Below are 12986 nucleotides of genomic sequence, written 5' to 3'. Positions count from 1 at the left end.
ACCATTAAAGTTTCGTACTATAGGGAGTTCAGATAGGGGCATTTTCAAGAAAGAGTAATAAACTAAATATGATGTCTTCATTACAGCATAAAAAGATCGAATTACGCAAAAATAGGATAGGTATCATTGGGGTGTACAGAAAATGAGTTTTACCGAGTAAAAATGTGAATTTTCTATGATAATATAGTGTTTTCCTTTATAATGAATGTATATTCATTTATGACTTGCGAATTCCATTTGTTGTTTTGGAAGAAGCGAATAAAAATTAGGGGGATGGCTAAGATGAAAGCAAATTATATCGGAGATTTTCAGGAATGGACAAAGGATTTTGCATTTTTTATTGAGGTTCGTGTACGTTTTTCAGAAACGGATATGTACGGTCATATGAACAATACAGTTAGCTTTACATATTTTGAACAAGCACGAATCGATTATTTCCGTCATTTAGGTGTTCTAATGCCATCAGCAATTGATGAACATGTAGAGGGTATTCCGATTGTAGCCGACTTACAGTGTGATTACGTGAAGCAAGTTTTCTTTGATGATGTGCTAAGAATTTATACGAAGGTAGCGACAGTAGGGAACTCATCATTGGATATTCATTACTTAGCGAAAAACCAGCATGATGAAGTTTGCTTTACGGGTCGTGGTACGGTAGTGCAAATGAACCCTCGAACTGGTAAGAGTGTACCACTATCTGAGGAAGAAAAAACTCACTTAGCAAGCTTGGTGTTCCTATAGTATTGGAAACGGATTACGAAAGTTAATTGTCCATAGACAAAAATAGTGAGAGTTATATTTTTCAACATTGCAAAAAGTTTTCTCGAGGAAATAAGTATAAATAATGATTTCGACGATTAAAATTGCACTTTTACGACTCATTACAAAAAGTTGTGGATGACACCATATATATAAGTTGATTGAAGTAAAGACTGGGCGACTCCTTGAGAATCAGCGGCTCATTAGACGCCCCGTGAAAGCGCCCAGTCGGAACGGAAAACAACCACTTGTTATGGTGATGATCCATTTTTACATAAAATCATTAATCGGTGGAAGTAATTTCCGATTTTTTTTAGGAAACACGAGATATTAATGAAAATAGCCGTCACCGCTCCTCATTCCTTAACATAAGTTACAATACGTGCGGGGGAGGAGGGTGTAACTGAAAATGAATGGCTCTCATCATCGTTCTCTTTTAACGAACCGAGAACGTGAAATATTTGCGCTTTTATTAGCTGAAAAAACAACGAGGGATATTGCAGAGCAACTTGGTATTAGTGAAAAAACAGTGCGAAATCACATTTCCAATACAATTCAAAAGTTAGGTGTAACGAATCGATCTCAGGCGTTAATTGAGCTGTTACGCTTAGAAGAATTTAAATTAGACTAATTGGACACTTGCTATTTCAGAAAAAAAACGACAAAATAGAACTATTCAACGTATTTTTAGGAGTGAAATAGTTATATGTCGGATGAAGTAACAAAGCACTCACCTGAAACCGTTGCAACGGTTGAAAAGGAATTACGCTATATAGCGGCGATTGTGAAGCAAAAAGGAAGAGAGATTGTTTCACAATATGCGATTACGCCGCCACAATTTGTTGCATTACAGTGGTTAGAAGAGCTTGGAGATATAACAATTGGCGACCTGTCAAATCGATTATACTTAGCTTTTAGTACAACAACAGATCTAGTGGACCGAATGGAGAAAAATGAATTAGTCAAGCGAATGCGTGACGAAAATGATCGTCGTGTCGTTGTTGTTCATCTTCTCGAGAAGGGCGAACGTATTATTCAAGAGGTTATTGAAAAAAGACAGCAATATTTGCAAGAGAAACTTGTTGGTTTTAATGAACAAGAAGTCGCGCAATTATCAAGCTATTTAGAAAAACTACATGTACACATGAAACAGGATTGAGGCGGAAAGTATGAATGCCCCGATAGGCGTTATTGACTCAGGAGTAGGCGGTTTAACCGTAGCAAAAGAAATAATGAAGCTGTTACCAAACGAAACGATCTATTATATTGGTGATACAGCAAGATGTCCGTATGGTCCAAGAAGTCGTCAGGAAGTACGAAACTTCACTTGGCAAATGGCAAAAGCACTAGAAAAAATGAATATCAAAATGCTCGTCATTGCTTGTAATACAGCGACTGCAGTAGCACTCGAAAGTTTACAAAGAAATATGCCTTTTCCGGTACTAGGCGTTATTAATGCTGGCGCACGTGCAGCTGTAAAGAAAACGAAGCGACATGAAGTCGTTGTGCTTGCAACAGAAGGAACAATTAAAAGCGGGGCGTATGAGGAAGCCTTATTATCACTGAATACGTCGACTCATATTATTCCGCTTGCTTGTCCAACATTCGTACCACTTGTAGAAAGTGGCGAATATAAAGGCGAATTTGCAAATAATTTAATTGCGGAAGGCTTAAAGCCGTTGAAAAATGAACAATTTGATACGGTCATACTAGGATGCACGCACTATCCAATTCTGCAAAAACAAATTGAAGCTGTTGTAGGAGAAGAAGTTTTTGTGCTTTCTTCTGCTGAGGAAACAGCAAAGGATGTTCAAGAAATGCTTGAATATAATGGCACTTTGGCTGATCCAGACGCTGTGCCTGCCCATAAATTTTATGCAACTGGTTCAGTACCGATTTTCCGTTCAATTGCTGAAAGCTGGCTTGAGCAAGGTACTCTCCGTATAAAACGTATGACATTAAAATAAAAAATCAGCTTAGCTAGGGGCTAGGCTGATTTTTGCCGTTTTTAGCATTGTACATAAGGGGACCGAGCACTTTTTTGAAGGTGAAAATTATGTTAAGATGAGTGCGCGAAAGATTTTAGGAGGAACGAAAATTATGACAAGATTTGATGGAAGAAATGTAGATGCGCTGCGTCCTGTGAAAATAGATAGTGAGTATTTATTGCACCCAGAAGGCTCAGTGTTAATTCAAGTAGGCAATACAAAAGTAATTTGCACAGCAACGATTGAGGATAAGGTTCCTGGATTTTTACGTGGACAAGGCAAAGGGTGGATTACTGCAGAATACTCGATGCTACCTCGTGCAACAGCACAGCGTACAGCACGTGAATCATCTCGCGGCAAAGTCAATGGCCGCACAATGGAGATTCAACGATTAATCGGTCGTTCATTACGTGCGGTCGTTGATTTAGAAGCACTTGGTGAGCGTACGGTGTGGATTGACTGTGACGTGATTCAAGCAGATGGAGGGACGCGTACAGCTTCAATTACAGGAGCATTTGTAGCGATGACACAAGCAATTGCTAAGTTTGTAGAAGAAAAACAATTAGCAAAATTCCCAATCACAGACTATTTAGCTGCAACAAGTGTTGGTATTGTAGAGGATCACGGAGCAATTTTAGACTTAAACTACGTTGAAGATGTTGCTGCTGCTGTAGATATGAATATCGTCATGACAGGTGCAGGACGCTTTGTTGAGCTTCAAGGGACAGGTGAAGAAGCAACCTTTTCACGTGAAGAGTTAAATGAACTGCTGGCGTTAGGTGAAGCAGGCATTCAACAATTGATTGCACTTCAAAAAGAGACACTAGGTGAATTGGCTAACAAAGTGGGAGGAAATGAATAACATGAAACAAGTAGTCATTGCAACTAAAAATAAAGGAAAAGCAAAAGATTTCGAAGCGTTATTTGGTCCACTTGGCTATGAAGTAGTAACGATGTTTGATGTTGCCCCTGAGATGGAAATAGAAGAAACAGGCACTACTTTTGAGGAAAATGCAATCTTAAAGGCAGAAGCATTGGCAAAAGAGCTAAACACAATTGTTATTGCTGATGATAGTGGCTTAGCTGTGGATGCATTAAATGGTGAACCTGGTGTTTATTCTGCACGCTATGCGGGTGATCATGATGATGAAGCAAACATGGTTAAGTTGTTAGAAAACCTAAAAAATGTCGAAGATGAAAAGCGTACAGCACGCTTCTGCTGTTGCATCGCTATTGCAGGACCTGATTTTGAAACGACAACAGTTTTTGGTACTTGTGAAGGTATCATTGCACACGAAAAACGTGGTACAAACGGATTTGGTTACGATCCAGTCTTCTTTGTCCCAAGCTTAAACCGTATGATGGCAGAGCTAACAGCCGATGAAAAAGGAGCAATTTCCCACCGTGGGAATGCTATTCGTAAGTTGAAGGAACAATTACCTAATCTTATAAAATAAGAGGTGATATCCATGCAAATACTGGTCATGAGTGATACACATGGTGATAGTAATGTGATTGAAAAAGTGCGTAGCTTTTACCCAAATGCTGATGCTTTCATTCATTGTGGAGATAGTGAGCTTCCTTTCTCTCATAAAGCATTGGATGGCATGAAGAAAGTACGCGGAAATTGTGACATCGATCAAGCCTTCCCTAATGAGGAAGTATTCGGTTTAGAGGACGTCACAGTCTTTGTAGCACATGGACATTTATTCAATGTTAAAACTTCAATCTTATCGTTATCATATCGTGCCAAAGAGGTAGATGCACAAATTGCGTGCTTTGGTCACTCTCATATTCTTGGGGCGGAAATGATTGATGATGTGTTATTTTTAAATCCTGGGAGCTTATTAAAACCACGTGGTCGTAAAGAAAAAAGCTTTGCTCTTGTAGAGGTTGAAGCTACGTATTTTGAAGTAAAGTTCTTTACGGATGATAATAGCTGTATTTCCAGCCACAAGTTTATGCGAAAATGATGTAACAAAAACGCTTAAGTTTTAGAAACTCTAAGCGTTTTTTGTTTTATCTCGGCCCGATTGGTAAGACAAAATGGTAAAAATGGCTATGAATTGTTTATGACGAAGTAGAAAAAATAAAGATAAACGTAACGAAGGAGAAAACATGGAAAATACAATAGGATGGAATTTTGATAATAGCTATACTCGCCTACCAAGCATTTTTTATTCATTAATTAATTTAAATCCAGTTCGTTCACCAAAGTTAATAATGGTAAATGAATCAGTTGCCAATTCACTTGGATTAAACGTCGATGCTTTGCAAAGCGAGGAAGCAGTAGCGGTTTTTGTAGGTAACAACAATCCAACTGGTGGCATGCCCATTGCACAAGCTTATGCAGGTCATCAATTTGGTCACTTTAATATGCTCGGAGACGGAAGAGCACTGTTATTAGGGGAACAACTAACACCAGCTCATGAACGCTTTGATATCGCATTAAAAGGCTCAGGAAGAACTCCTTATTCCCGTGGCGGAGATGGTAGAGCAGCACTTGGTCCAATGCTACGTGAATATATTATTAGTGAAGCCATGCATGCACTTGGTATTCCAACTACTCGAAGTTTAGCTGTCGTGACTACTGGAGAATCGATCATCCGTGAAACAGAACTTCCAGGTGCAGTTTTAACCCGTATTGCAAGCAGTCATTTGCGAGTAGGAACTTTCCAATATGCAGCGAACTTTGGAACTGAGGATGAGCTAAAAGCTTTGGCGGATTATGCTTTGGAACGTCACTTTCCTAATGCTGATGAAACTAAAAATCGTTATTTAACACTACTACAGGAAGTTATCAAGAAACAAGCATCTCTCATTGCAAAATGGCAGCTAGTTGGTTTTATTCATGGCGTCATGAACACAGATAATATGACCATTAGTGGAGAGACGATTGATTATGGTCCTTGTGCTTTCATGGATACGTATGATCCAGCGACAGTATTTAGCTCTATTGATCGACAGGGACGTTATGCTTACGGGAACCAGCCTAATATCGGTGGATGGAATTTAACACGACTGGCAGAATCATTAATACCGTTAATCCATGAAAATCAGGAAGAGGCTATACACTTAGCTCAAGAGACTTTAAAGCAATATCCTCAGCTGTATTATGCAAACTGGCTAACAGGTATGCGGGCAAAGCTTGGGATATTTAACGAAGAAGATCAGGACGGGGCACTCATTGAAGAGCTTCTAAAGTTAATGCAGCAACATCAAGCTGACTATACGAATACATTTATCGCATTAACCTTCGATAAATTTGATGACTCACCGTTATTTAATACAAATGAATTTAAAGAATGGCATAAGAATTGGCTCGCAAGGATAGAAAGACAGCAAGAAACTAAAGAAATGTCTCAACAATTAATGCGCGATTATAATCCAGCAGTTATTCCACGAAATCACCGTGTAGAAGAAGCATTAGAGGCTGCTGTTGAGCAGGGTGACTATAGCGTTATGGAGCGATTATTGGATGCGCTTGCTCAACCTTTTGCACATTGTGTGGAGCAGCAGGAATATGCGACATTACCAACGCCATCTAACCAACCATATCGAACGTTTTGTGGCACATAAGTTGAAAAACGAGGGAATAGAGCCATATTAAATAAAGTATGCCTCTTGGCAAAAAGAGGGGTTGATTTCCGTTCCGACTGGGCGCTTTGTAGCTGCCGCTTTGCTTTCGCTACAGAAAACATTTGTAGCTGCCGCTTTGCTTTCGCTACAGAAAACATTTGTAGCTGCCGCTTTGCTTTCGCTACAGAAAACATTTGTTGCTGTCGCTTTGCTTTCGCACAGAGCAAAGCTTCCTGGGGGCGTCCGATGAGCCGCTTGGGCCAACACGATGTTGGTCACGAAGGCGTTATCACAGGACGTGATGCTCTTAGCCTTCGTTCCTCTATTTGCTGGCTCCGGGGTCTCGGGCCAACATGATGTTGGTCACGAAGGCGTTATTACAGGACGTGATGGTTTTAGCCTTCGTTCCTCAATTTGCTAATCCCCAAGGAGTCGCCCAGTCTCCACTCCAATCAACCAACTCACATAGTATGTATCTTATGTATGAAAGCGAGTGGCCTGGAACGGAATCATCCTTATTTAAATAGCAACAACATTCACCAAAATTACCTTGACCCATTTTGTTTTTTTATTTTGAAAAAATGTCACTACATAAATTCCTGAGCATACGCTATGTTATGAATAGTAGTGAAGGGAATGTGTAAAGTGCATAAGTATTCAAAAGGTTGGTTTGTGAAGCAACTTCGAGATCATGGTATTTTGGTGCATCCACAATATAAAAGTCATTTAGGCAGTTATAAAGAATCCGAACTGCGCAACTTATATTACCGATATGTTGAAACAGAAACATTAGATTCAGAACAAAAATAATCATTTTCGTTTGAATAACTCCTTTGTAGGAAAGAATCTAACTACAGAAAGGAGTTATTTTATGTGGAGTAAACCGTGGATTTTAACGCAAATATGGCAAGATGTGTTGTTTCTACATTGGCCAGTATCACCTAAGGATTTAGAACAGTACATTCCGCAAGAGTTGCAGCTGGATCTCTATGAAAATAACGCTTGGCTTAGTGCTGTCCTTTTTAAAGTAAAAGGACAACGACTGAGATTTCTACCACCATTCCCAGGAGTAGGTACTCATTTGCAGCTTAATGTGCGGACATATGTTACATATAACGGCATGAAGGGTATCTATTTCTTTAACTTAGATGTTACGAATCGTTTTATTGTACAAATAGCTACAAAGGGCAGTTTATCATATCGCCATTCAAAAATAGCTTTAAAACAAATAGGGAACAATTTCTCTTTTACAAGTTTATATCAAGGTGCACTCGATGAAAGGTTGGAAATTTCATATCAACCGATTGCCAGTGAAACAAGTAGTTCTACCTTTGATAAATGGTTAGTAGAACGTTATCATTCTTGGTCAAAGTGGAAGAATTCCCTATTTCGCATAGATATAGATCATATGCCATGGCAGCTACAACGAGTCCATATCAACATTGAGAGCAACACACTAGCTCCATTTGTGAGGGAATCTGTCCAAGGCATTCAACCGATTGCTCATTATTCGAAGAGTAAGCAAGCTAGAATTTATTCACCAAAAATAGAAACCGGATTCAAAAATGCTTAGTGAATCTGGTTTGCTTTTGTTTGTTGATTAGTAGTAGTTTGACTTATTCTTCATACATCATTTTCTTTGTCATCCCACCATCAACAGTTAGATTAATGCCTGTGACGAAATTATTTGTGGGGCTAGTTAAATATAAGCAAGCCTGTGCAATGTCTTCAGGTACGCCTACACGCCCCGATAAATGCTGCTCGTGATCAATCATACGGAGCTGTTTATAATCACCTGTTTCAATCCAACCAGGTGAAATACAATTAACCGTAATATGATCTGGACCTAAAGAACGCGCTAAAGCATGTGTAAATGCAACGATACCGCCTTTTGTTGCTGCATAGGCTTCGGTGTGGGGCTCAGACATCTCAGCACGTGTAGAGGCTATAGAAACGATTGAGCCACCATTGTTATTAGCTCGCATAACTTTTGCAGCCTCTCTCGAACACAAAAAGACACTCGTCAGATTAGTTTGAATCATAACATTCCATTCATTTAATGTTACGTCATAAAAAGATTTATGGTGAAATTTCCCCGCATTATTAATTAAAATATGAATAGTACTAAAATGATCAACCGCTTTTTGCATTAAAGAAACGATGTCCTGTTCTTTCGTAACATCAGTTTGAGCAAAAAGAACAGAATAACCTTGCTCAAGTAAATCTTTTTCTAATTGCTGACCTAACACTTTATTTACATCAGCAATTACAACATTGGCACCATTTCGTGCATACGCAAGCGCAATGCCTTTGCCAATCCCTTGTGCACCGCCAGTTACGACGACTACTAAATCTTTAAACATAATAGCTTCCTCCAGTTTTTTTGCTTTTTATTATTTTAGGAAAAGTAGAGATGAGGAGGGCATAATGGGGTACAAGAAATCATATAATATTAATATGAGGCAAACCTTGCCTTCATAGTAAAATTAATGTTGACATTATGATATAAAGCACATATAATAAATATTGTCCTTGATATGGACTACATAAAAAAATAACATCATGTCTCAGTAGCTCAGCAGGATAGAGCAACGGCCTTCTAAGCCGTCGGTCGGGGGTTCGAATCCCTCCTGGGACGTCATTATTGCGGTATAAACCGCGTCAAATCAACCTTCTAGCGTAGTTTTATAGCGGTCAATGAAGCGGTCTAACTGCGGAAATTGAAACGCCTTCTAACTAAACGTTAGGAGGTTTTTTGCGTTGTCTAAAAAAAGAAACGGCTTAAATGTAGGTACGGATTTAAACGGAATATTCAGCGTGGAGGATAGCAAGAACCCGATCGTTGTTAATCCGAAGTCAGCGCTATCTATCGAAAAAGCGTTAGAGATTATCGTAAAACAGATGCGAGCGAGCGGATTGCGTGAGCGTACAATTCACGATTATGAAACGTACGTAAATGATTTTGTTCGTAAGACAGACGTTGAATACTTGCTTGCTATAGATGCCGATGCCATATACGAATGGTTAGGGCAAATGAAAGAAAAGGATACGACAAAGCGCGTTCGTTTGAAGTGTTTCTGCGCTTTTCTCGGAAAGTGTTTTAACAATGGTTGGCTTAACGATATGTTTTGGCGAAATATCAACATTCGCGTAGACGAGCCTATTAAAGTTGGTGCAACGGAAGATGATGTATTTAACGTTCTACGTCAACTTGACCTATCTAATTTTATCGAGTTGAGGGATGCAGCTGCGATATTAACGATGTATCAAACAGGAATCCGACTTGCGACATTATCAGCATTGGAAGAACGCCATGTGGATTTAGAGAATCGTTTACTCCGTATTGATGGCGCACTCTTAAAGAATCGGAAAGTTATACTATTGCCGTTTGATATGCGGTTGCAGAAAATATTCGAAGTTTTGTTCGATCAGAATATGATTATACGTGAAGAAAAGGGATTAGAGAATAAGTTCGTATTTCTAACGCATCAAGGTAAAGGCATCGTTAATGACGAGTCGCCTAAGTCTAATGCGATTGCTAAACGATTGAATTACTATAAGCGAAAATATGGTATCGAAAATATTAATCCGCACGCATTACGCAGAGGGTTTGCGAAAGATATTTATAAACGTAGTAACGGAGATTTAGCGTTAGTTTCTAAGGCGTTAGGTCATAGTGACTTTGCTGTAACTGCGCGTTATTTACATCTTGATCCGGAAGAAGTAGCGGACAAGCTACGTGAATTTAGATAAAAGAAAAAGCCTAGCGCTCCAACGCTAGACCTTAACTTAATACGATTAACACTAATATGCCGGCCAGCATAAGTGTTTCACCCATAACTGAATATGAGCGATTATATGCCTTCATTTTACTCGGAAAAAACGTAAAATGCAAAGGTCTGCTTTCCTATTGTCAAAAATAGGTTCGTTCCGTCTTGGTAGCCCACTAACAGACGTTAAAGATACTGGAAAGGTTCGTCGTACCGTTGCACAAAAGCGACTAGCACTCATTATAGGGTGTTCCTTGTTTCGCTTTGAGTGTGAATGGTGTTAGCGACCAATTAAACGGCTAGGAGTGGAAGGTCTGAGTGGCTACGGTCACGCAGGATACATCACATAACGTATTTTATGACAAATCATAATCCAGTGTAACTATCGGGGGCGGAAGTAGATTAGTAGATGTATCGATTCGAAAGGATCACGATTAAACAAGGGCATACAATACGGATACCTTAATTGAGGATTCATGGAATCGGCTGTCTATGTTAGTTGATTCTTTTTTTGAGTCTCTAACGTAGGCAACCGAAATCTGCGCCAAGCCGTTTTCCTTATCTCGGCTTCATGATTGAGAATCTACGAAAATATGTCAAGTGTGAATTACAAAATATTCATTTGAAATAATATATAAATTTGTATAATAAATGTAAGGGGGGGATTAATATGTTTTTGGGATATAAATCAGTAGAAGAATATAAAAAAGAACATGTAGAAAAAGTAACAATCGATGAAATAGTTGAACTAAAACAAGTAAACAAAAAAGCAAGGCGTTGTAAAAATTGCAGTACGTTAGTAAAATTTGATTCAGAAGGTAATAAAGCTTGGTTCTATATTGTTGATCCTCATATGGATGCAATGGAATTTATGGAGTACCATGCAATGGAATTTTGTACAAAAGATTGTGTAGTTGAGTATTTTACGTCTGAATTTAACAAACCATTTGATATATTCTTGGAAGAATTTAATGAGAAACTAGATAAGCATCACGCGGAAATGATTCAATTAATAGAAAACTCACTATAATAAAGAAAGCGCCTAGCTATGATGCTAGAGCGCTTTTTCTTCGTCTACTATTTCAATGAGATCGCTAATTTCACAATTTAAAGCTTTACAAACCTTCTCTAATGTATCGAACTTTATTCCATCAGTTTCCTCGTTATACAAACGTGAAAGACCATTTCTATGTAAACCAGTTTCTTTCGCTAATTCAGAAATCTTCATTCTTTTCTCACCTAATAAACGAGATAAATGTACTTTAATCATATGTAGTCACAATCCTTTTTAATTTCATATTACACTGTAGTGTATATAACTTCAATTTAATGTTGATAATGCACACTGTAGTGTATATTATATTAACTACAAAGCACGCTACAGTGTGCAAAAATGACACTACGGAAGGCGGAATGTAAAGTGTTTACGACGTTAAACGAAGGCAAATGGTTAACAGACAACGAAGTTTGGTCAGTGGAGTATCAAATTGTGGCGTTTGAAAAAGAAGGTGTACTCTCAACGTCTTATCAAGTGTTTGTGAAGCGACGTAACTGTCGGTGGGATTATACAGTCCCTACGACACCAGTTCCGTTATACGTACAAGAAATGATCGACGACACTATTCGTAAGTGCAAGCGTTTAATAGCAGAGTATACGAAAAAAGTAGCTGATCAAGCTACGGAGATTGTTATCGCAGATAGTAGTGATTACTTAAATAATTACGAGGCTGTATCTACAGAGAACGGCGCATGGAGAACGATTGTAATGCGTTTATCAAATACAGCACTTAAAACAATTCCAATTTTCGATCATATGCATGTAGTTTGTTCAGACTTTTATCGTGCCTTGATAGTTGATGGTCAGGAGTTGGTGATTGGGGGTATTCCAGCATGAAACAAGGAGTTGCGCGTAAACCGTCGTCACAGTCGTTTGAGCGTGAATATAAGAAGGCGTACATTAAGTTGCTAACGGAAAGCAGCCGTAGATACAGCGAAGCAGGTAGACGCATATTTTTTCGGTGAAGAAGGCGAAGACGGTGAACTTAGAGTATGGTATTACGGTACAACAGCGTTTTCTATCGCAATAGCTTTGTTTATATGTGTAACGATTAATATATGAAAAGTTAAACGCTCAACTAGCGCCAACTAGTAGAGTCATATATAACGCTGATCCTGCGCCAACAGGACCGGCAAATATTCGCTAGAGCTTGCGCCAACAAGTATCTAGTAACATAATCGTAGCGCCAACATTGACCAAAAAAACTAGAGACGTTTGCATTCGTCTCTAGTCATTTTTTAATATTAATTTTCGTGATTTTACATCATAAATTTCATAACCAATTTCAAGCTTATGGTCTTTTGTAACGGCAATCTTACAATAGTAAGGAATTGACTTACCGTAAGCATCCAGTTCAGGGATTTCGTTAAAGTAATATTGTTCATCAGTATCTATCATATTAAAAGTTGCTGATGCACGGCGTCCGGCTGAATTAACCTCGATCGTACAATCTCCACTAATAACGTCATAATCTTTTTGAATAATAGATTTTAGACTTGGTGTGGTCACCACTAAAAATAAAACACCTATTAAAAAAACAAAAAGAGCCTTAAATCCTTCAAAAGATATCAATTCTTTGTCTTGATACAAAATAATTAATAATATACCGTGCAAGAGAGTAAGTAACAATCCTACTAAGAGTACTGTATAATACAAATTCTTCACTTCCTATGTATAACTGTTTGAATATTTCCTTGTAGCAAATTTAAAGTTTGCACAACATATTTTATCGTTTTATTCTTATCAAGGTAAACAGGATTATTATTCCATTAAATATTATTAAAGAGGTCCGAAAACGGGGTGTTGTTCGGGTACAGATAGTAGAGGAGTTTA

At 38.4% G+C, this 12986-nt stretch carries 16 protein-coding genes and 1 tRNA gene; 14 read left to right on the top strand and 3 right to left on the bottom strand.

The window, feature by feature from the left end:
* Positions 1-282 precede the first annotated feature (282 nt).
* The 10 genes from ACQKOG_RS07345 to ACQKOG_RS07300 all read left to right on the top strand — a co-directional run bounded on the left by ACQKOG_RS07345 (position 283) and on the right by ACQKOG_RS07300 (position 7899).
* Positions 283-741 (top strand): acyl-CoA thioesterase, encoded by a 459-nt coding sequence (locus ACQKOG_RS07345; RefSeq protein ID WP_370075554.1) that lies wholly within the window; start codon positions 283-285, stop codon positions 739-741.
* A gap of 427 nt (positions 742-1168) precedes the next feature.
* Complete coding sequence (locus ACQKOG_RS07340) at positions 1169-1390, top strand: helix-turn-helix domain-containing protein (RefSeq protein ID WP_004226437.1); 222 nt, start codon at positions 1169-1171, stop codon at positions 1388-1390.
* Positions 1391-1465: 75 nt separating this feature from the next.
* Positions 1466-1918: a MarR family winged helix-turn-helix transcriptional regulator gene (locus ACQKOG_RS07335; protein WP_323653188.1), complete on the top strand. Its 453-nt coding sequence runs from the start codon at positions 1466-1468 to the stop codon at positions 1916-1918.
* Between the two features lie 10 nt (positions 1919-1928).
* Positions 1929-2726, top strand: a complete 798-nt coding sequence (racE, locus tag ACQKOG_RS07330; protein ID WP_370075552.1) for a glutamate racemase — start codon at positions 1929-1931, stop codon at positions 2724-2726.
* Positions 2727-2859: 133 nt separating this feature from the next.
* Positions 2860-3609 carry a ribonuclease PH gene (gene rph / locus ACQKOG_RS07325; protein ID WP_370075550.1) on the top strand — a complete coding sequence of 250 codons (750 nt, stop codon included), beginning with the start codon at positions 2860-2862 and terminating at the stop codon, positions 3607-3609.
* 1 nt (position 3610) lies between these two features.
* On the top strand, positions 3611-4204 hold the full coding sequence (locus tag ACQKOG_RS07320; RefSeq protein ID WP_402868467.1) for an XTP/dITP diphosphatase: 594 nt from the start codon (positions 3611-3613) through the stop codon (positions 4202-4204).
* A gap of 12 nt (positions 4205-4216) precedes the next feature.
* Positions 4217-4720 (top strand): metallophosphoesterase, encoded by a 504-nt coding sequence (locus ACQKOG_RS07315; RefSeq protein ID WP_370075546.1) that lies wholly within the window; start codon positions 4217-4219, stop codon positions 4718-4720.
* Between the two features lie 145 nt (positions 4721-4865).
* Positions 4866-6326, top strand: coding sequence for a protein adenylyltransferase SelO (locus ACQKOG_RS07310; protein ID WP_427445800.1), 1461 nt, complete (start codon positions 4866-4868; stop codon positions 6324-6326).
* Between the two features lie 636 nt (positions 6327-6962).
* Entirely contained in the window at positions 6963-7136 is a 174-nt protein-coding gene (locus tag ACQKOG_RS07305; protein WP_370075542.1) for a DUF2639 domain-containing protein, read from the top strand.
* A 61-nt stretch (positions 7137-7197) separates the two neighbouring features.
* Positions 7198-7899, top strand: a complete 702-nt coding sequence (locus ACQKOG_RS07300; RefSeq protein WP_370075540.1) for a YqjF family protein — start codon at positions 7198-7200, stop codon at positions 7897-7899.
* Between the two features lie 43 nt (positions 7900-7942).
* On the opposite strand, the gene ACQKOG_RS07295 is transcribed toward ACQKOG_RS07300, so the two are convergent.
* Positions 7943-8689, bottom strand: a complete 747-nt coding sequence (locus ACQKOG_RS07295; RefSeq protein WP_427445797.1) for a glucose 1-dehydrogenase — start codon at positions 8687-8689, stop codon at positions 7943-7945.
* 201 nt (positions 8690-8890) lie between these two features.
* Between ACQKOG_RS07295 and ACQKOG_RS07290 the strand changes: the two genes are divergently transcribed.
* From ACQKOG_RS07290 to ACQKOG_RS07280, 3 genes are all read left to right on the top strand, one after another.
* Positions 8891-8964, top strand: a tRNA-Arg gene (locus ACQKOG_RS07290).
* A 122-nt stretch (positions 8965-9086) separates the two neighbouring features.
* The gene (locus tag ACQKOG_RS07285; RefSeq protein ID WP_427445795.1) at positions 9087-10079 is read left to right on the top strand and encodes a tyrosine-type recombinase/integrase; all 993 of its coding nucleotides are present in this window, start codon (positions 9087-9089) and stop codon (positions 10077-10079) included.
* Between the two features lie 687 nt (positions 10080-10766).
* Positions 10767-11126 (top strand): hypothetical protein, encoded by a 360-nt coding sequence (locus ACQKOG_RS07280; protein ID WP_427445793.1) that lies wholly within the window; start codon positions 10767-10769, stop codon positions 11124-11126.
* Positions 11127-11150: 24 nt separating this feature from the next.
* On the opposite strand, the gene ACQKOG_RS07275 is transcribed toward ACQKOG_RS07280, so the two are convergent.
* Positions 11151-11366: a helix-turn-helix domain-containing protein gene (locus ACQKOG_RS07275; RefSeq protein WP_370075532.1), complete on the bottom strand. Its 216-nt coding sequence runs from the start codon at positions 11364-11366 to the stop codon at positions 11151-11153.
* Positions 11367-11516: 150 nt separating this feature from the next.
* Here ACQKOG_RS07275 and ACQKOG_RS07270 point away from each other — a divergent pair, with 150 nt between their 5' ends.
* On the top strand, positions 11517-11990 hold the full coding sequence (locus ACQKOG_RS07270) for a hypothetical protein (protein WP_427445791.1): 474 nt from the start codon (positions 11517-11519) through the stop codon (positions 11988-11990).
* Between the two features lie 390 nt (positions 11991-12380).
* On the opposite strand, the gene ACQKOG_RS07265 is transcribed toward ACQKOG_RS07270, so the two are convergent.
* Positions 12381-12809 (bottom strand): hypothetical protein, encoded by a 429-nt coding sequence (locus ACQKOG_RS07265; RefSeq protein WP_370075527.1) that lies wholly within the window; start codon positions 12807-12809, stop codon positions 12381-12383.
* Positions 12810-12986: the final 177 nt, after the last annotated feature.

The sequence above is a fragment of the Lysinibacillus sp. NPDC093216 genome, from assembly GCF_050280325.1.
GTDB lineage: Bacteria > Bacillota > Bacilli > Bacillales_A > Planococcaceae > Lysinibacillus.
This window is presented reverse-complemented; position numbering and strand designations above follow the sequence as displayed.